Annotated in this window: 22 protein-coding genes and 1 tRNA gene; 15 read left to right on the forward strand and 8 right to left on the reverse strand. The window is 57.5% G+C overall.

The annotated features are described in order from the left end of the window. Positions 1-20 precede the first annotated feature (20 nt). Positions 21-833, forward strand: coding sequence for an exodeoxyribonuclease III (gene xthA, locus msub_RS03245; RefSeq protein WP_048494678.1), 813 nt, complete (start codon positions 21-23; stop codon positions 831-833). An 18-nt stretch (positions 834-851) separates the two neighbouring features. Beyond that, a complete protein-coding gene (locus tag msub_RS03250) occupies positions 852-1481 on the forward strand; it encodes a TetR/AcrR family transcriptional regulator (protein WP_048494679.1) in 630 nt (209 codons plus the stop codon). Positions 1482-1488: 7 nt separating this feature from the next. Here msub_RS03250 and msub_RS03255 read toward each other — a convergent pair whose 3' ends face one another. Continuing rightward, on the reverse strand, positions 1489-1905 hold the full coding sequence (locus msub_RS03255; protein ID WP_048494680.1) for a phasin family protein: 417 nt from the start codon (positions 1903-1905) through the stop codon (positions 1489-1491). A 357-nt stretch (positions 1906-2262) separates the two neighbouring features. Between msub_RS03255 and msub_RS03260 the strand changes: the two genes are divergently transcribed. The 4 genes from msub_RS03260 to hemH all read left to right on the forward strand — a co-directional run bounded on the left by msub_RS03260 (position 2263) and on the right by hemH (position 4806). Continuing rightward, positions 2263-2700 (forward strand): YeeE/YedE family protein, encoded by a 438-nt coding sequence (locus msub_RS03260; RefSeq protein ID WP_048494681.1) that lies wholly within the window; start codon positions 2263-2265, stop codon positions 2698-2700. Between the two features lie 4 nt (positions 2701-2704). Further along, positions 2705-3130 carry a DUF6691 family protein gene (locus tag msub_RS03265; RefSeq protein WP_048494682.1) on the forward strand — a complete coding sequence of 142 codons (426 nt, stop codon included), beginning with the start codon at positions 2705-2707 and terminating at the stop codon, positions 3128-3130. A 97-nt stretch (positions 3131-3227) separates the two neighbouring features. After that, positions 3228-3659, forward strand: coding sequence for a TIGR01244 family sulfur transferase (locus msub_RS03270; RefSeq protein ID WP_048494683.1), 432 nt, complete (start codon positions 3228-3230; stop codon positions 3657-3659). Between the two features lie 37 nt (positions 3660-3696). Then, entirely contained in the window at positions 3697-4806 is a 1110-nt protein-coding gene (gene hemH, locus msub_RS03275; RefSeq protein WP_048494684.1) for a ferrochelatase, read from the forward strand. 30 nt (positions 4807-4836) lie between these two features. Here hemH and msub_RS03280 read toward each other — a convergent pair whose 3' ends face one another. Next, entirely contained in the window at positions 4837-4992 is a 156-nt protein-coding gene (locus msub_RS03280) for a hypothetical protein (RefSeq protein WP_227506625.1), read from the reverse strand. A gap of 187 nt (positions 4993-5179) precedes the next feature. Next, positions 5180-5270 (reverse strand) — tRNA-Ser (locus msub_RS03285). Between the two features lie 209 nt (positions 5271-5479). Here msub_RS03285 and msub_RS03290 point away from each other — a divergent pair. The 5 genes from msub_RS03290 to msub_RS03310 all read left to right on the forward strand — a co-directional run bounded on the left by msub_RS03290 (position 5480) and on the right by msub_RS03310 (position 7671). Beyond that, on the forward strand, positions 5480-6178 hold the full coding sequence (locus tag msub_RS03290) for a Bax inhibitor-1/YccA family protein (protein ID WP_048494686.1): 699 nt from the start codon (positions 5480-5482) through the stop codon (positions 6176-6178). Between the two features lie 104 nt (positions 6179-6282). After that, positions 6283-6699 (forward strand): sulfurtransferase complex subunit TusD, encoded by a 417-nt coding sequence (gene tusD / locus msub_RS03295; protein WP_048494687.1) that lies wholly within the window; start codon positions 6283-6285, stop codon positions 6697-6699. Positions 6700-6702: 3 nt separating this feature from the next. Continuing rightward, a complete protein-coding gene (locus msub_RS03300) occupies positions 6703-7053 on the forward strand; it encodes a DsrE family protein (protein WP_048494688.1) in 351 nt (116 codons plus the stop codon). A 6-nt stretch (positions 7054-7059) separates the two neighbouring features. Then, positions 7060-7341: a sulfurtransferase complex subunit TusB gene (tusB, locus tag msub_RS03305; RefSeq protein WP_048494689.1), complete on the forward strand. Its 282-nt coding sequence runs from the start codon at positions 7060-7062 to the stop codon at positions 7339-7341. Between the two features lie 18 nt (positions 7342-7359). Next, positions 7360-7671 carry a TusE/DsrC/DsvC family sulfur relay protein gene (locus msub_RS03310; protein ID WP_227506626.1) on the forward strand — a complete coding sequence of 104 codons (312 nt, stop codon included), beginning with the start codon at positions 7360-7362 and terminating at the stop codon, positions 7669-7671. Here the strand turns inward: msub_RS03310 and msub_RS03315 are convergent. From msub_RS03315 to nfuA, 3 genes are all read right to left on the reverse strand, one after another. Then, positions 7658-8029, reverse strand: a complete 372-nt coding sequence (locus tag msub_RS03315; RefSeq protein WP_048494691.1) for a hypothetical protein — start codon at positions 8027-8029, stop codon at positions 7658-7660. The genes msub_RS03310 and msub_RS03315 overlap by 14 nt on opposite strands. Positions 8030-8072: 43 nt before the next feature. Continuing rightward, positions 8073-9272 carry a DUF445 domain-containing protein gene (locus tag msub_RS03320; protein ID WP_197083784.1) on the reverse strand — a complete coding sequence of 400 codons (1200 nt, stop codon included), beginning with the start codon at positions 9270-9272 and terminating at the stop codon, positions 8073-8075. Between the two features lie 218 nt (positions 9273-9490). Further along, complete coding sequence (nfuA, locus tag msub_RS03325; RefSeq protein ID WP_048494692.1) at positions 9491-10078, reverse strand: Fe-S biogenesis protein NfuA; 588 nt, start codon at positions 10076-10078, stop codon at positions 9491-9493. A gap of 233 nt (positions 10079-10311) precedes the next feature. On the opposite strand from nfuA, the gene metH reads away from it, so the two are divergent. The 4 genes from metH to msub_RS03345 all read left to right on the forward strand — a co-directional run bounded on the left by metH (position 10312) and on the right by msub_RS03345 (position 16813). Beyond that, on the forward strand, positions 10312-14010 hold the full coding sequence (gene metH / locus msub_RS03330; protein ID WP_048494693.1) for a methionine synthase: 3699 nt from the start codon (positions 10312-10314) through the stop codon (positions 14008-14010). A gap of 51 nt (positions 14011-14061) precedes the next feature. Beyond that, entirely contained in the window at positions 14062-14298 is a 237-nt protein-coding gene (locus tag msub_RS03335) for a DUF2970 domain-containing protein (RefSeq protein WP_048494694.1), read from the forward strand. A gap of 363 nt (positions 14299-14661) precedes the next feature. Further along, positions 14662-16314: a nitrite/sulfite reductase gene (locus msub_RS03340; protein ID WP_048494695.1), complete on the forward strand. Its 1653-nt coding sequence runs from the start codon at positions 14662-14664 to the stop codon at positions 16312-16314. After that, the gene (locus msub_RS03345) at positions 16307-16813 is read left to right on the forward strand and encodes a DUF934 domain-containing protein (protein WP_048494696.1); all 507 of its coding nucleotides are present in this window, start codon (positions 16307-16309) and stop codon (positions 16811-16813) included. Before msub_RS03340 ends, msub_RS03345 begins: the two co-directional genes overlap by 8 nt. A 70-nt stretch (positions 16814-16883) precedes the next feature. Here the strand turns inward: msub_RS03345 and msub_RS03350 are convergent, their stop codons facing one another. Continuing rightward, complete coding sequence (locus tag msub_RS03350; RefSeq protein WP_048494697.1) at positions 16884-17882, reverse strand: YhdH/YhfP family quinone oxidoreductase; 999 nt, start codon at positions 17880-17882, stop codon at positions 16884-16886. Between the two features lie 23 nt (positions 17883-17905). Next, on the reverse strand, positions 17906-18970 hold the full coding sequence (gene sohB / locus msub_RS03355; RefSeq protein WP_048494698.1) for a protease SohB: 1065 nt from the start codon (positions 18968-18970) through the stop codon (positions 17906-17908). Positions 18971-19021 lie beyond the last annotated feature (51 nt).

Here is a 19021-nt window from a genome sequence, read left to right on the forward strand (position 1 = left end):
AAAGCCGGAGAGTTCTTGCAATGATGTTTGTGTCGTTCAACGTCAACAGTATCCGTACACGCCTGCACCAGCTCAAAGCCGTGATTGAGGCCTACGCCCCCGACTTCATCGGGCTTCAGGAAACCAAGGTTCAGGATGACGACTTTCCCGCCGATGCCATCCGGGAACTTGGTTATCATGTGCACTTTCACGGCCAGAAGACCCATTACGGGGTTGCCCTGCTCTCCAAAGCTGAGCCCGAACAGATCACCAAAGGCTACCCCTGGGACGGTGAAGACTCCCAGCGGAGACTTATTGCCGGCCGGTTTACAGTGAATGGTGAAAAACTCACCGTGGTTAACGGCTACTTTCCCCAGGGCGAAAGCCGGGATCACCCGGTGAAGTTTCCGGCCAAGGAAAAGTTCTACGCAGACCTGATGCGCTACCTGGATGATCTCAACAACGCTGGCGGCCACGTGGTGGTGATGGGTGACATGAACATATCACCCACCGACAAGGACATTGGTATCGGCGCAGACAACGCCAAGCGCTGGCTGCGAACCGGAAAATGTTCCTTCCTTCCTGAAGAGCGGGAATGGCTTGGCCAGGTGGAAGCCCGTGGCTACACCGATGTCTTCCGCCACCTGCATCCGGATGAGGCAGACACCTTCAGCTGGTTTGATTACCGCAGTAAGGGCTTCGAACGAGACCCCAGACGGGGCCTGAGAATTGATCTGATCATGGCCAGTGACAGCCTTTTGCCGAAAGCGCGGGAGGCCGGCGTCTCCTACGATATCCGTGCCATGGAACGGCCGTCCGACCATTGTCCGGTCTGGGCGAGTTTCGAACTCTAGGGGCTGGCCGGGCGCGACATGAAAAAAATCAAGACCCGCGACCGTATTCTGCAGGCCAGTCTGGCGCTGTTTAACAGCGTCGGTGAGCCTAATGTTACGACTCTGCTGATTTCCGACGAACTGGATATCAGCCCGGGCAACCTGTATTACCACTTCAAGAGCAAAGGCGACATAGTCGAGGAGCTGTTCGACCATTACGAGCAGGACATGCTTGATCTGTTGACCGTTCCCGAGGATGCCGATATCAGCCTCGAACAGCAGGGGTTCTTCCTGCACCTGTTGTTCGAGACAGTGGCCCGTTACCGGTTTCTTTACCAGGATCTGGTCAATGTGTTGTCGCGGTATGATCAGTTGCGAGTGCGGTTCAAGCGGATTCAGAAGAAGAAGACAGCGGCTTTCCGGAACATCTGCGAAAGTTTTCGGCGCCAAGGCATCATGATGACCGACCAGGAAGAACTTGGGTCCTTGTGTGAGCAGTTAACGCTAACTGCCTGTTACTGGAGCGCTTTTGACACTCTCTCCCATCTGGATGACCGTGAATCGGTTGACCCTGGCCGCGGCGTTTACCAGATGATGCACCTGATCATTCCCTACCTGGCCCCTGCAGACCGGGACGAAGCCCGACTCATGAGCCGGGACTACCTTTAGGGCAAGACTACTCTTCCTCGTCGTCTCCGGCCCGAGCCCTCAGCCGTGCCAGTTCTGATTCCAGTGCTTCGATTCGGCGCTCCAGTGAATCAATCTCCTCACGACGATGAATACCGAGCCTTCGGAGCGCGCCGGACACCCGCTCGTCGAACAGGTGCTCAAGCCGGTCCCAGGTGCCCGTCGCCCGCTCGCGAACACCCTCAACCCGGTCTTCAACCGATTTGATCTGTTTTTCAACAACACCGCGGGTTCTGTTCTCGAGCTGCTCACCTTCCTGAACCAGCCGATCAAAGAAACGCCCGGTATCTTCCTCAGCCTTGGTGAAGGCACCCAGCCCTGCCAACCAGATCTGGCGGGCGGAACCCTTGATTTTTGCCGCCAGCTGCGGATCATTCTCCGGCTTATCGTCGTTCTGTTCAGACATCTGCCAACCTCGGGGTGCGGATTTATCTCTCGGAACACTATTGTATTACAGCTGTGGCCGGATTTCAGTCGGCCGTCAAACCGCTCAGTGACAGGGCGCAGTATAAAGATCCGTTCGATATGAAAAAATGTTTTCAAACGAGAGGGGCTCTCGCTTGAAGTGTTCAAATTATAGTCAATACTTGCCTATACCGGCGTCCCTGCTGATGCCGGTTTGTCTGGAAGTCTTTCATGGATACTACTCGCACGCCTCTGCCCGGCATCCTCTGCCGGGCTTTTTTTTGGTATTATTGCCCCAAGAAATATGCTTATTCCAAACATGACTTTTCACCCTCAACAGTAACTTCTGGAGTTTCAGATGATTGAGATTGCGTGGAGTAGCTTCACTCCGTGGTCTTCCCTCGCGGGCGGCATCCTGATCGGTCTCGCTGCCGCAAGTTTCCTGCTGCTCAACGGCCGGATTGCCGGTATCAGTGGCATTCTCGGTGGGCTGCTGACGCCGGCCCGGGGCGATATTGCCTGGCGCGTTGCTTTCCTGGCCGGATTGATCGGAGCACCGGCTGCCTGGCTGCTGGCCGGCGATTTGCCAGCCATAGAGATTCAGGCCGGATACCCGGCACTGGTCGTTGCAGGCCTGCTTGTGGGCATCGGAACACGCTATGGCTCGGGGTGCACCAGTGGCCATGGCGTGTGTGGATTGTCCCGCCTGTCGCTTCGATCACTGGCAGCCACACTCAGCTTTATGGCCGCCGGTTTTGTCACTGTGTACGTTATCCGTCACCTGCTCGGAGCCTGATACCATGAAATTTAACCTGGCTTCCCTGTTTGCCGGCCTGATATTTGGCCTGGGCCTGATCCTCTCGGGCATGGCGAACCCGGAAAAAGTCCTCGCGTTCCTGGATATCGCCGGCCGCTGGGATCCGTCACTGGCCTTTGTCATGGGCGGCGCGATTCTTGTTGGCTTGTTTGCGTTCGCCGTTGCCCGCAAGCGCACACTCTCGTTTCTGGGGTTCGACCTAAAACTTCCCGGCACTACCCGCATTGACAAGCGACTGATTCTGGGTGGCCTGGCATTCGGTGTCGGCTGGGGCATCGCCGGGTTCTGCCCGGGGCCCGGCCTGGTGGCTCTCGGTGCCGGCGAAGCCAAGGCGGCGGTGTTTGTAGCCGCCATGGTGGCCGGCATGGCCATTTTTGAGGTGGTCGAGCGCACCCGCAAGAAAGCGTAAGTAGTTTCTGCTAAATTCCCGGCCGCCATTCTGACATGACGCTTTAGCTATGCGATTATGGCGGCTGCCCTGCCATCCAACCCGGAGACGAAAATCCATGGATATCAGAAAGATTGATGACACTATCTCGGTTGCTCCGCAGATTTCCGTCGAAGACGTCGCTGAAGCTGCAAATCTGGGCTTCAAAACACTGGTCGCAAACCGCCCTGATCAGGAGGAGCCCGGCCAACCCCTGATGGCGGATATCGAAACAGCCGCCCGTGAGCATGGCCTGGACTGGGTGTTCATGCCGGTACAGTCCGGACATATTACCGATGATGATGTAAACCGCTTCGCCCCTATGATCCGGGATGCAGAAAAGCCCGTACTGGCATTCTGCCGCTCAGGAACCCGCTGCACCGTTCTCTGGGCGCTGAGTGCAGCCCGGAACACGCCAGTCCGGGAAATCTTTACCAAGGCCCGGAATGCCGGTTACGACATATCCGGCCTGGCGCCTCGTATGGCACAGCAGGCCTGCGAAAAAGGCTGAGACTTTCAACGTAAAACCAACGTTCAGGAACGACCGCATGCAATACAAGGGTTCAGAGAACTTCAGCCACAACCAGCCAGAGAGACTGGGGGTGCTGGTGACCAATCTGGGTACCCCGGATGCCCCGACAACTTCCGCACTCCGCCGGTATCTCGCTGAATTTCTCTCGGACCCAAGGGTCGTGGAACTGCCCCGGCCCCTGTGGTGGCTGATCCTGCACGGCGTGATTCTCCGGATTCGCCCCAAGCGCAGCGCCAGGGCCTATGCCAGTGTCTGGCAGCCAGAGGGATCGCCCTTGCTACTCCATACCGCAAAGCAGGCTGAGGGCATCCGGGAGGCGCTCAAACGGACGTACGGGCCCAATGTCGTTGTAGGGTTTGCTATGCGTTACGGCAACCCGTCCATCACTCGGGTTCTGGACGAAATGCAGCAGCAGGGGGTGCGAAAACTGCTGGTGCTCCCGCTCTACCCGCAATATTCCGCATCGACGTCCGCTTCAACCTTCGATGCCATTGCCAATGATTTTGCCAGGCGCAGGTGGTTACCCGATCTCCGGTTCATATCCCACTATCCCGATTTCCCGCCCTACATCGAGGCCATGGCCCGGCATATCGAGGCCCACTGGGCCAATCACGGGCGCCATCAGATGCTGGTGCTTTCCTACCACGGAGTCCCGCTAAAATACCTGACCAGGGGCGACCCCTATCATTGCGAATGCCACAAAACCTCCCGCCTGCTGGCAGAACGCCTTGGGTTGAGCAAAGAAGACTACATAACCACGTTCCAGTCCCGCTTTGGCAGGGAGGAGTGGCTCAAGCCCTACACCGACGAAACGCTGAAATTACTACCCGGCAAGGGCATTAAATCGATCGACGTATTCTGCCCGGGGTTCTCGTCCGATTGTCTGGAGACTATTGAGGAAATTGATGAGGAGAACCGGGAATACTTCATGGAGGCTGGTGGCGCGGGATTCAGCTACATAACCGCGTTGAACGCAACGCCGGGGCACATTGAAGCGCTGGTCAAGCTGATCGAGGAGAATCTGCAGGGATGGCAGGTGCCAAAGAATGAGCCAGAAGCCCTCACTGCAAGACAGAAATGGGCGGACGAACAGAAAGAAGCAACCTATCCGGACCGGGCTCTCTGACCCGGGCTTCCGAGCGTTCCCGGGGCGGTATCAACTGCTCCGGTCTTTTCCCTGATCATCCGCATTTCCCTCATCCGAAAGATCCGGCATTGCCTGGCAGAACGTGCACTCGTCCGGATCCACAGCAGCACCGCCGGCTTCCACGTAGCGGACTTTCTGGCTGGCTTTGCCACGGTTTGCCGACACGGAAAACTTCCGGTCAGTACGATCGAGCGCCTGAGATGAACATGGCTGAGTGTTTTGTGAATCTGGCATAGGGAGCTCTCCCGGTATCTATCGAACCAGAATGAGGATAACCTGAGCTTAAACCAAGTAAGGACAACCACTGAGGAGTGAACAGACGGGACGATCTGGTATTCAGAGAGAGGAATAATGGCGGTGGGCCAGGGATTCGAACCCCGGGACGGCTACTAACCGTCGGCGGTTTTCAAGACCGCTGCATTCAGCCACTCTGCCAGCCCACCGTTATTCCATTGCTGCCCTTGCGACAGCGGTGAGCATGATACCGGAATTGCCTGCGCTGTCAACGCCCTGCATAAAACCCGCCGCATTTTTCAACATTAACGGTTTTTAATGGAATCTAACGGCGGGTTTATTGTCGTAAATGATTGAAAGTTGCGTATCTGACACTATGATGAACCACAGTATCCAGTCGCTATAAACGGAGATGACAATGGAAGACAAACGATTCGGCGTTCAGAATTCTCAGGGAGCCTATTCCGCTCCCCGGGCGGAGCGTGCGACCACAGGAATCAGCGCTGACGCGATGAATGTGTTGCGCAACACCTACATGCTTCTCGGCATGACCCTCGCCTTCTCGGCACTGACTGCATTCCTGAACATGAACGGAACCCACCCGGGCTTCCTGATCACCATCGTGGGATACATCGGCCTGCTGTTCGCGACCTATAAGCTGAAGAACAGCCCCTGGGGCATAGTGACCACTTTCGCCCTGACCGGCTTCATGGGTTACACCCTCGGCCCGATCATCGGTGCGTTTGTTGCTGCCGGAGCCTCGCAGATCGTTGCCCAGGCGCTGACCCTGACGGCCATCGCGTTTGTCGGCCTGTCCGCCACGGCGATCATTACCAAGAAAGACTTCAGCTTCCTGTCCAGCTTCCTGACCGCTGGCGCATTTGTGCTGATCGGTGCCATGCTGCTGGCCTTCCTGATGGAAAGCTCTGCCCTGCAACTGGCGGTATCCGCAGGCTTCACCATCTTTGCATCCGTGATGATCCTGTTTGAGACCAGCCAGATCATCAAGGGCGGCGAGCGCAATTACATCATTGCGACGGTTGGCCTGTATGTCTCCATCTACAACCTGTTCCTCAGCCTTCTGCACCTGCTGTCTGCATTCAGCGGCGACAACTGATGCCAGGCTGAGACAGTCTGTTTCGGAACCCCGGCAGTTGCCGGGGTTTCTGCTTTAGGTAAACTGAAAACATCTCGCGCCCTTAACACAAACGAACCGGAATCATGGCCGATACCCGATCTGCAACCTTCGCCCTGGTCATTACCGGCGCGCCCTACTCCTCGCAGGCGCCACAGACCGCCCTGGGGTTTGCCAAAGCCGCCATAGCCGCAGGCCACAGGATTGACCGTGTCTTTCTCTACGGCGACGGCGTACACCTCGCCTCCGCTCTGTGCGCCCCACCCTCAGACGAGCCCCACTGGCCGCAGGAATGGGCGGGCTTTCTGGAGCAGCACGGCATCAGCGCCATTGCCTGCATTGCGTCCGCGTTGCGCCGGGGCCTGGTGAATGAAGCCGAGCAGAAGCGCTACCAGCTACCCTCCGCCAACCTCCTTCGCCCGTTCGATATCGCCGGGCTGGGTGACTGGGTCGAGGGCCGGATGACTTCCACCCGAACACTCTATTTCCACGCCGGAGGCTGAATCGTGAGTACACTGATCATGATTGACCAGCCATCCTATGGCTCCTGGAGCGGGCGCGAAGCCCTCGATATGGCGTTCTCCCTTGCCGCATTCGACCAACCGGCCGCACTGCTGTTCACCGGGGCCGGGGTAACCTGGTTAAGGCGCGAACAGGACACCGCCGACCTTGGCCAGAAATCCGTGGAAAAGAATCTGTCGGCGGCCCCGGTTTTTGGTATCGAAGCAATTTTTGCCGACCGCGCAGCTTGTCAGAGGTATGGGCTGGATGAGCGCTCGCTGATTGCCGGCGTCACTCTGGTGGATGCCATCAGTGCCCTGCTCAACCAGTATGACCACACAGCGTTTGCAGGTTAACCAGACATGAGCTCATTTGATACGCTGCATATCCTGAACAAATCCCCGGGGCATCCCCGGGCGGCCCAGTGCCTTGCCCTGCTATCCGAGGGGGACGCCCTGCTGCTGATTGAAAACGGCGTCCTGTGGCTCTCTGCAGAGGGTCTGCCGTCGGTCTGCCGCGTGTTCGCGCTTTCCGCGGATGTTGCCGCCCGCGGACTGGGAAATACAGCAGGTAATGAAACACGGGTGGCGTTTAGCGATATGGTGGCACTGTCGCTTCAGGCCCGCAAAGTAATCAGTTGGTGAGCCATGCCAGGTAGCACGATGCCGGAACGTAATAACGAGGGGTTTCTTGAAGACGCCCAGTGCTGGACGGAAGAGGTGGCAACCACGATTGCGGCTGAAGACGGCATTGCATTGAGCGAAAACCACTGGGAAATCATTGGCTTTCTACGCTCTTTTTATAAAGAGCATGAGATATCGCCCCCCTCAAACCGGCTGTTCGTAAAGGCCGTGAAGGAGGCGTTAGGCGAAGACAAGGGCAACAGCATCTACCTGATGCAGCTGTTTCCGGGCACGCCGGCCAAGACCGCCTGCCGGATTGCCGGGCTGCCACGCCCCACTAATTGCCTGTAGGCCGGTCGACCGGTTGGCCGGTTTTTTCCCGTTTCGCCCGATCAAGATCCGCTGCGCTGCCGAGGAAGCTGCTCAGCCCGTTTTCAAAAAGTCCGGAGCCGAACTTCAGGAACTGGCGGGTCGATTCTTTCACAGTGCCATCCAGCGCACTTTCCGGCAACTCCCGCAGTGTCTCCGCCACGCCCTTCTTCACACCGCGGGTGACCGCCGGCTCAATTTCCCGGGACGCTTCGATCAACTCCAACACCTTGCGGTCGAGATAAGGGCGAACGACGAAGCGCCAGAAGCCCCATAGTGTCAAAAGCACCGCAACTACGGTAACACAAGCCTGAATCGTTATGGATGCCCAGAGGGCCATGGCCTTTCTCCTTGTGCGCTCGAAATAGACGAGCGTACCTTGCCTAGAATGTCATATAGGTGAGAGACAGAAATTGCAGCAATCCGGCGATACCTCCCAGAATGCCGCCTACGATCATCAACTGGACCTCCTCCTCCCGGAACGCCGGGCGAAGGATATCCTGGAATTGGGACGGCTCCAGGGCTTTCATCTGGCCGGAAAGAACCGCCGCCACCACCGGCGCCCGCTCCCGGTTAAACGCGGGATCGCTGAAAACATCATGGGTTGCCAGCACCGCCTTCTGGTTCATGGCCTTTTTAAGTTCGGTGTAACCGGTCATACCCACGGTAACCTGCGCCGACAGCTTCATGATGACAGAGTTGTCGAGCAACGGCCGCAGATGCTTTTGAATAATGGCCCGGGTCCGATCACCGTGGCTGCCGTTAATCATGGCGTCGGCCACTTTTTCCACGGTAATCAGTTCCTCAGCCACCAGCTTCGCCCAGACATCACTGATCTCCGGCTGGCGGCGCAGGAAAAGGCCCTGGATGTGCCAGAACAGAAATCGCCGGGGTTTTAACGGTGCAAAAATCAGGTTAATGGCGATCCAGTTAGTGATAAAACCGACCACAAAGCCACCAAGCGGCAACAGCCAGGGCTCGGGATACCGTGACCACAGGGGTATGAGACCCGCACCGAGAATGCCACCGATAATGGCGCCCCGGTTGATCACAGATTGCAGCTCAACCGCACCGGCCTGCTTGAAGATGCGGTTCATCAGGTCCGGATGGGTCTCAAGTTCACGGCTGAGCAGCGCCTTGAGATCCACCAGCTCGTCCAGATCGTCACCAAAATCCTCCACCAGTTCCTCAATTCGGGACGGCAGCTGGTCTCTCGCCCACTGGTAGACCCGGTTTTTCACGAACGCGGGCAGGTTATCCCAGAGCACCGGCTGGATGTCGTACATAACCTCATCGATATACTCATCGATCCGCGGTGTGACGCGGGAAAGGACCTGCTCAACAATGCGCTGAGGCTCAAGCTGCCGGTAGACGGCGTTCAGGTCGCCAAAATGCTGCAAGGTCCTGTCGATGCAGATATGCGCCATCTTCTCGGCTTTGCGGGGAATGACGCCCTGCCAGCCAACCCAGCCCAGACCAATAAACTGGACGGGGTAAAAGGACATCTGGATAGCCAGCCAGTTGGTAAACCAGCCAACCACGGCGGCCATCAATGGCAAGGACAGAAGCGCAACGTCGAACAAGTTTGACCCCGGTTTGCAAATGAAATCCGATCAAGACTGGAATAACAGGCCATTAAACGGCAGACAGGATAGTACCTGTGTGGTGTTTCCGTTTACAGGACGAATAATGAAGTAACTGAAATGTCACGCCATTGGCCGTAAAGCCAGGGCGAAGCAGGTATTGCGGCAGGCTGAACAGGTACCACATCCCGGGAGATGCGGCACCTCAGGGAGGGCGCTTACTGGTAGTAGGCGTTTTCGGTGTTGGAATGATCCGTTACGTCCCGTACAGCGGTAATTTCCGGTACCCGCTCCTTCAGCGTCGTCTCAACACCCTGCTTCAGGGTCAGGCTCACCGCGGAGCAGCCCTGGCAGCCACCGCCGAAGCGAAGAACGGCCACGGACTCATCGACAATCTCCACCAGGGAAACCTCGCCGCCATGGGACGCCAGATTCGGATTGATTTCCGACGCCAGGACGTAATTGACCCGGTCCGGCAGGGGCGCGTCGTCGTCGATCTTGGGCACCTTGGCGTTCGGGGCCTTGATCGTGAGCTGCCCTCCCATCTGGTCTTTCGAGTAATCCACGTACGCCTCCTCAAGGAAGGGTACGGAATTGTGATCCAGGTACAGGGTGAACTTCTCCAGATCCACCTGCTCGTCCGTGGGAACCACTTCGTTGGGCGGGCAGTAGGCCAGACAGGTCTCGGCATTCTTGGTGCCGGGCTGGGTCACAAAAATGCGCACGCCCATGCCTTCCACGTCCTGTTTTTCAATAAGTTGTGCGAGATAGTCCCGTGCGGGATCTGTCACAGTAACCAATGCCATGTTTGCAACCCGTTTGAAAGTTTGGATTCATTTTAAGGCAGTTCGCGGGAACATGAAAGACCAAGTAAAATAGTCGGGCTTTACGGAGGTAATGAATTTCCCGTATGACGGCGCATTTCAGGCAAGGCACTTGATAATGGTCATTCGTATTAAGACGAGTTCAGCCATTTTTGCTATGATCCCGCGCCATTGACATCAATACAGCGTTATTAACGATACCCGGAAGTTATCCTATGACTGATCGCACCACCCGTCTCGACCAGCTCCACAAGGCCCTGCAGGAACGCATTGTGATTCTTGATGGCGGAATGGGGACCATGATCCAGAACCTGAAGCTGGACGAGAAAGCCTTCCGGGGTGATCGGTTTGCCGACTATGAGCGGGAAGTCCAGGGCAACAACGACCTGCTCAATCTTACCCAGCCTGCCCTGCTCCGTAATATTCATGCGGATTACCTGGATGCCGGCGCGGACATTATCGAAACCAATACGTTCAACTCCACCCGGCTCTCACAGGCGGATTACGGCCTGGAAGAGATTGCCAAAGAGCTGAACGTGGCCGCGGCGCAACTGGCCCGGCAGATCGCGGATGAATACACCGCAAAAACCCCGGATAAGCCCCGGTTCGTGGCCGGTGCCGTTGGCCCGACGTCGCGTACGGCATCCATTTCGCCGGATGTGAACAACCCCGGGTACCGCAACGTCGATTTCCAGACTCTGGTGGATAACTACTATGAGGCGGTGGAAGGCCTGGTTGAAGGTGGCTGTGATCTGATTCTGATCGAGACCATCTTCGACACTCTGAACGCCAAGGCTGCGATCTACGCCACCCAGCAGTACTTTGAAGACAGCGGCACCACCCTGCCCATCATGATTTCAGGCACCATTACCGATGCCTCCGGCCGGACCCTCTCCGGCCAGACCACCGAAGCGTTCTGGAACTCCGTGGCCCACGCCAGACCCATCTCCGTCGGCCTGAACTGCGCGCTGGGTGCAGACGCCCTTCGTCCCTATGTAGAAGAGCTCTCCGCCAAGGCCGAAACCTATGTCAGCGCCCACCCGAACGCCGGCCTTCCCAATGAGTTTGGCGAATACGATCAGACCCCGGAAGAAATGGCGGAAATCATCGAAGGCTTTGCCCGGGACGGCTTCCTGAACATCATTGGTGGCTGCTGCGGTTCCCGTCCGGACCATATTGAAGCCGTCGCCAAGGCGGTCGCCAAATACCCGCCCCGGAAGATCCCCGAGCGCCCCAAGGCCCTGCGCCTGTCCGGCCTCGAGCCGTTCACCGGCGACGACAACGTTCTGTTTATCAACGTAGGTGAGCGCACCAACGTCACCGGTTCCAAGCGTTTCCTCCGGCTGATCAAGGAAGAGCAGTACGAGGAAGCCCTGAGCGTTGCCCGGGACCAGGTTGAGAACGGCGCCCAGATTATCGATATCAATATGGATGAGGGCATGCTGGAGTCGAAGGAGGTGATGGTCACCTTCCTGAACCTGGTGGCGTCCGAGCCGGACATCTCCCGCGTGCCCATCATGATCGATTCCTCCAAGTGGGACGTCATCGAGGCGGGTCTGCGCTGCATCCAGGGCAAGGCCGTGGTGAATTCCATCAGCCTCAAGGAAGGCGAAGAGGAATTTATCAAGCGCGCCAGGGACTGCATGCGCTATGGCGCCGCTGTTGTGGTCATGGCCTTCGATGAACAGGGCCAGGCCGATACCTACGAGCGAAAGACCGAAATCTGCAAACGCTCCTACGAGGTTCTGATCGGCATCGGCTTCAACCCGGGCGACATCATTTTCGACCCGAACATCTTTGCCATTGCCACCGGCATTGAGGAGCACAACAACTACGCGGTGGACTTTATCAACGCCACCCGCTGGATTCGCAAGAACCTGCCCTACGCCTCGATCTCAGGTGGCGTGAGCAACGTGTCCTTCTCGTTCCGCGGCAATGACGTGGTGCGGGAGGCCATTCATTCCGTGTTCCTGTACCACGCCATCAAGGCCGGCATGAACATGGGCATCGTGAACCCCGGCCAGTTGGTGATTTACGATGAGATCGACCCGGAGCTCAAGGAACTGGTTGAGGACGTTGTCCTGAACCGCCGGGATGACGGCACCGATCGCCTGCTGGAAATCGCCGAACGCTACAAGGGCAAAGGCGGCAAGACCCAGGAGGAGGATCTCGCCTGGCGTGAATGGCCGGTTGAAAAGCGCCTCGAGCACGCGCTGGTCAAGGGCATTACAACCTACATCGTTGATGACACCGAAGCCTGCCGTCTGAGGGCCGCACATCCCATCGAGGTGATTGAAGGGCCGCTGATGGATGGCATGAACGTGGTCGGCGACCTGTTCGGCGATGGCAAGATGTTCCTGCCCCAGGTGGTCAAGAGTGCCCGGGTCATGAAGCAGGCGGTGGCGCATCTGATTCCCTATATTGAGGCCGAGAAAACCGAGGACCAGAAAGCCAAGGGCAAGATCCTCATGGCCACGGTGAAAGGCGATGTGCACGACATCGGCAAGAACATCGTGGGCGTGGTGCTTCAGTGCAACAACTACGAGGTCATCGATCTTGGCGTCATGGTGCCCTGCGACAAGATCCTGGCAGCGGCAAAGGAACATGATGTCGACATCATTGGCCTGAGTGGGCTGATCACCCCATCCCTGGATGAAATGGTCCACGTGGCCCGGGAGATGCAGCGCCTGGACTTCAATATTCCGCTGATGATTGGTGGCGCGACCACGTCCAAGGCCCATACCGCCGTCAAGATTGAGCCCCAGTACCGAAATGACATTGCCCTGTATGTTTCGGACGCCTCCCGCTGTGTGAATGTCGCGTCCCAGTTGCTCAGCAAGACGGCCAAGCCGGACCTCGTGAGCGCCGCCCGCAAAGAATACGACGAGATTCGCGAGCGCCGGAAAAACCGGGGTGACCGCACCAAGCTGGTCTCCCTGAAGGAAGCCCGGGATCGGGCGCCGGATATCAGTTTTGAGGGCTATAAGCCGCCGAAGCCGACCTTCACCGGCATCCGGGTATTTGAGCAATATGACCTCAACGAACTGGTCGATTACATCGACTGGACGCCGTTTTTCATATCCTGGGATATCGCGGGCAAATACCCTGCAATCTTCGATGATCCCAAGCGTGGCGAGGCGGCACGGCAACTGTTTGACGATGCCCAGGCGATTCTCCGCCGGATGATCGACGAAAAGCGGGTATCCGCCCGCGGCGTTATAGGTTTCTGGCCGGCGAACCGGCGCGGCGACGATATCGTGTTGTATAAGGATGAGTCCCGCTCTGACGAGCTGACCACCCTGCACCATCTTCGTCAGCAGGACGACAAGGCGCCGGGCAAACCGATGATGGCGCTGTCCGATTTCGTTGCCCCCGAGGGGTCCGATACCTGTGACTATGTGGGCGGATTCGCCGTAACCACCGGCGTGGGCGCCGAGGAATTCTCCGTGGAATTCAAAGACGCCAACGACGACTACAACGCCATCATGGTCAAGGCCCTGGCCGACCGGCTGGCTGAAGCCTTTGCCGAGCGCATGCACGAGCGGGTCCGGCAGGAGTTTTGGGGTTACGCCGCCGACGAGCAACTGGGCAGTGCCGACCTTATCAAAGAACGGTACCGGGGTATTCGCCCCGCCCCGGGCTACCCTGCCTGTCCGGATCACACCGAGAAAGCCACGCTGTTCAGCCTGCTCGACGCCACTGACAAGGCGGGCATCGAACTGACCGAGCACTTTGCCATGTTCCCGACGGCCGCGGTGTCCGGCTGGTACTTTGCCCACCCGGAGTCGAAATATTTCGCAGTCGGGAAAATTGGCGCTGACCAGGTTGAGGACTATGCTGAACGCAAAGGCATTTCCAAGGCTGAAGCGGAACGCTGGCTGGCGCCAAGCCTGGCGTACGATCCGGCGGAGTAATCGCCAGCTCCGGCTGATGCCAGGTTTCAGGGAAGCAAGAGGGGCAGCACTATGGCAGAGTCGTCTGGGGCAGAAAGGAAAGAACAGCAAAAGCCGAAAGGCCCCGGTGTTCTGAAAGTCATGCAGAGCATTCTGGCCGGCGCATTCGGGGTTCAGTCCGACAGGCGCCGGAGAGAGGACTTTTCAGGCCACAGCCCCTGGCCCTACATTATCGCCGGCGTATTATTCACAGCCAGCTTTGTAGTGGGGCTGATTGTTATCGTAAACCTGGTTCTGGCCGGCCAGTAACTCTATTGGCCGGCAACCCAGATCACGGCAAAGGTCACAGCCAGAAAAATCAGCAGGACGGCAGCAACGGCATCAGCCTGACTATCCGATCGCAAAGACTTCTTCATGTCGGTTCCTCTTTCCAGGTTAAATGTCGCTTTCTTGTTATCGCAGTAATCAGCGAGGTGCAACTGCCACGCTGACACTTTTAACTTAGGCAGGAAATTGATATCCGTCCAGTCCTTTGTTCTGCCTGCTTATCGCCTGAATCGATAAACATATTTTGAAATAATCATTTTAAGAATAAAAACCCGCTGTTATCCTCTCCCGAAGATATAAGGCCGCCGGCCTGAATATGACGCTTTCAAGCAGGATCTTCCCACTATGTACGTATACGATGAACACGATCGGCAACTCGCTGCCGAGAGGGTGGCACAGTTCCGTGACCAGACCGAAAGGGCTCTGGCCGGCGAACTGGCTGAAGACGAGTTCCTCCCTCTGCGCCTGCAGAACGGTCTGTACATCCAGCGTCTTGCCCCCATGCTGAGGATCTGTGTTCCCTACGGCATGCTGCGTTCGAACCAGCTCCGCAGGCTGGCCCGCATAACCCGTGACTACGACAAGGGTTATGCTCACTTCACCACCCGCCAGAACGTTCAGTTGAACTGGCCTGCGCTTGAAGATGTGCCGGATATTCTGGCAGAACTGGCGGAAGTCGAGATGCACGCCAACCAGACCAGTGGTAACTGCATCCGGAACACCACCACAGACCAGTTTTCCGGGGTTCAGGCGGATGAAATCACAGACCCGAGACCCTATTGCGAGATCATTCGCCAGTGGTCGACCTTCCACCCGGAATTTGCCTTCCTGCCCCGTAAATTCAAGGTGGCGGTGAATGCCTCGGAGCATACCGACCGGGCGGCCATCCAGGTACACGATATCGGCTTGCAGATGGTCCGTAACGAGGCCGGTGAGCTCGGCTTCCGGGTTCATGTTGGCGGCGGCCTTGGCCGCACACCCATGGTCGGGCCGGTGATTCGCCAGTTCCTTCCGGAACTGGATCTGCTGACCTACCTGGAAGCGGTGCTTCGGGTTTATAACCGCTACGGGCGGCGGGACAACAAGTTCAAGGCGCGCATCAAGATTCTGGTAAAGGCGCTGACACCGGAGGGTTTCGCGGAGAAAGTGGAAGCCGAATGGCAGCACATCAAGGACTCCCCGACCCGGCTGACCCGGGAGGCCATTGAACGTACCCAAAGCTACTTCACCGAGCCGGACTACGCCGCACTCGACAATGCCACGGATCTGCTGGCCACCCAGCGTTTCGAGCACAGGGGCTTTGATCAGTGGCTGACGCACAACGTGGACAGCCACAAGAAGCCAGGCTACGCCATCGTAAACCTGACCCTGAAGAAGACCGGCACCCCTCCGGGCGACGTGACGGACCAACAACTGGAGCAGATTGCCGATCTGGCCGATGAATACAGCTTTGGCGAAATCCGGGTAACTCACCATCAGAACGTGGTGCTGGCCGATGTTCGCCAGGATCAGTTGCTCGAGCTCTGGCACGCCATTACGCCGATGGGGTTTGCCACCGCAAATCTGAACACCCTGACGGACGTTATCTGCTGCCCCGGTGGTGATTTCTGCGCCCTGGCCAACGCCAAGTCGATCCCGGTGGCCGAAGCCATTCAGCGGAAGTTCGATAATCTGGATTACCTGTACGATCTTGGCAACATTGATCTGAACATCTCAGGCTGCATGAACGCCTGCGGTCATCACCATGTTGGCAATATCGGGGTTCTGGGTGTCGACAAGAAGGGTGACGAGTTCTATCAGATCAGCCTGGGCGGCTCGTCCCACCATGATGCCTCGATTGGCAAGATCCTGGGGCCGTCGTTCGCCCGGGACGAGATGCCCGAAGTAATTTCCAAGATCATTGATGTGTATGTGGATAAGCGCACGGAAGAGGAGACTTTCCTGGACACTTATCGCCGAGTTGGAATTGATCCTTTCAAGGAGCGGGTCTATGCCTAAGGTAATTTCTCCGGATGGCAGCATCCGCCAGGACAACTGGGTTGTGGTTCCCCGCCCCGCTGAGGGGGAATCACTGGATATTCCCGCGGACCAGCCGGCACTGATTCCGGCAGACCTGTGGCTGGCCGGCCATGAGCATTTTACCGGCCGCGCCGACATCGGCGTGTGGTTCGACAGCCACGATGAGCCTGAAATCCTGGACGGACGGGTCAATGAGCTGCCGGTCATTGCGGTGAATTTTCCGAAATTCAGCGATGGTCGGGGCTACAGCATTGGGCGGTTGCTGCGGGAGCGTTTCGGTTATGTGAATGAGCTGCGGGCTATCGGGGATGTCTTGCTGGACCAGCTGCAGTTCATGAAGCGCTGCGGGTTTGATGCCTATGTGCTTCGCCCTGACAAGGATATTACCAAGGCACAGAAGTGCCTGAACTTCTTCAGCCAGGGCTATCAGGCGGCTACCGACACTGATATTCCGCTCTTCCGGCGTCGGGCTTCTTAGTAATCTGGCTTTAGAGTTCGAATGAAAAGGGGTCAGAAGAAAGCTTTCTTCTGACCCCGGCTTCAATCGGTTACTTCGAATGATCCAAAACGATCTTCCCGGAAGACTCCCCTTTCAAGAACGCCTTTAACGCCCCATCCAGCTCACGACGCCCGATATCACGCGCTGATACTTCAGTCTTCGGACACGCCCATTCGCCGGCGAACTTCTTCCAGACCGCTTCCTTCTCCGCCAGCGGTATTTCAACCGAATCCACGCCAAGCAGATTCACGCCCCGCAGAATGAACGGCAGTACGGTCGTTTGAAGCCCTGGGCCAGCGACCAGGCCGCAGCAGGATACTGAGCCACCTGGCAGGATCTGCTTGAGCAACTCCGCCAGTGGGCCACCGCCGACGGTATCTACCGCGTTGGCGAAGACCGGTTTAACCATGGGTTTCTTTTCTTCAGCCAGGGTTTCGCGGCCTACGACTTCTTTCGCGCCCAAGGCTTTGAGGGCCTCTGTATGATCGGCTTTGCCGCTGATGGCGACGACGTCGAAACCGAGCTTTGAAAGCAGTTCGACAGCAACAGAGCCGACAGCACCAGAGGCGCCCGAAACCGCAACCTTGCCCTGCTCCGGCTTGGCGCCCATGGTCAGGAGCTTCTGCACGCAGAGCCCGGCGGTCAGGCCGGCGGTGCCGTAGATCATGGCGGTTCGGGCATTCCAGCCAGCGGGCATGGGTACACACCAGCCAGCCGGTACCCGGATGTATTCGCCAAAACCTCCATCGGTGTTCATGCCCAGGTCATAGCCAGTGACGATGACCTGGCTGCCTGTCGAGGGCGTGCCGGTGGCGGATTCCACCACTTCTCCGGCGGCGTCGATGCCGGGGGTGTGAGGAAAGGAGCGGGTTACGCCCTTGTTGCCGGATGCCGAGAGGGCATCCTTGTAGTTCAGGGAGGAATGGCTGACACGGATGAGCACCTCGCCTTCGGGAAGCTCGGCGGTGCTCAGGGTTTTCTCTGCTCCGGTGTACTCGCCGTTCTGTTCTTCAACACGCCAGGCTTTGAATTCGGTGTTGGTTGTCATGGCTATTCCCCGTTTTCGGTAAGCTACTGGAATTTCTGGTTGCGAAAAGCACCGAGCACTTTCCAGACGGTGTGTTCAAGCGCTGCACTGGTGGCCAGCCCGAGCTTTTCCGGGAGGGTCCGTTTTCGCTGGTATGCCACAGAGACTACGTCTGCCCGGTCGCAGGCTTCAATGAGATATTCGTCGGAGGTTTTGATCTCGTCGATCAGCTTCACCTCCAGGGCCCGTTTACCAAACCAGATGTCGCCGTTGGCGACCGCCGCAATGTCCAGGTCCGGCCGGCGTTCGCCGACATATTCCTTGAACAGCACATGGGTGTCTTCGAGGTCTTCGAGGAACTTCTGGCGGCCTTTCTCGGTATTCTCGCCAAAGATGGTCATGGTCCGCTTGTGTTCGCCCGCGGTCAGCACTTCAAAGTCGACGTCGTTTTTCTGCAGGAAGCGGTGGAAATTGGGCAACTGGGCAACCACGCCAATGGACCCCAGTATCGCGAACGGTGAGGCAACGATTCTATCGGCGACACAGGCCATCATGTAACCGCCGCTGGCGGCAACCTTGTCGACGCAGGCGGTCAGACGAACACCTTTGGTGCGGATGCGGTCAAGCTGGGCCGCCGCAAGGCCGTAGGAGTGAACCAGGCCACCACCGCTCTCCAGGCGAATGACAACCTCATCCTTTTCCGGGTCGGCGACGCTCAGGACGGCGGTAATGGCGCGGCGCAGGGGGTCTGTGTCACTCGCCTTGATGTCGCCGTCGAAATCCAGCACGTAAATCCGGCCACGGGCGGGCGCGTTCTCATCATCGCCCTTCTTTTTGGCCTTATTCGCCTTTTTCTCGGCCTTCTGCGCTTTTTTGCGGGCCTTCTCGAACGCTTTGCGCTCGTGATCGGACATCAGTCTGGCCTGAATGGACTCGCTCAGTTTGCGGTACTTTTCATTGAGTTTCCGAATCTTGAGCTCTCCCTCGCCTTCTTGGTCGCCCCGCTCCTTCTGGGCCGCGGAAATAATAACAATGATCACAACCAGGACCGCCACTACTAAGGTTACGGCCTTGGCCAGAAACAAACCGTATTCTGTCAGGAACTCCAAAGTGTATCTCCAACTGATAGTGCAAAGACAAGAGTGTAACTTACCGAATTT

This window comes from Marinobacter subterrani (genome assembly GCF_001045555.1).
GTDB classification, from domain to species: domain Bacteria; phylum Pseudomonadota; class Gammaproteobacteria; order Pseudomonadales; family Oleiphilaceae; genus Marinobacter; species Marinobacter subterrani.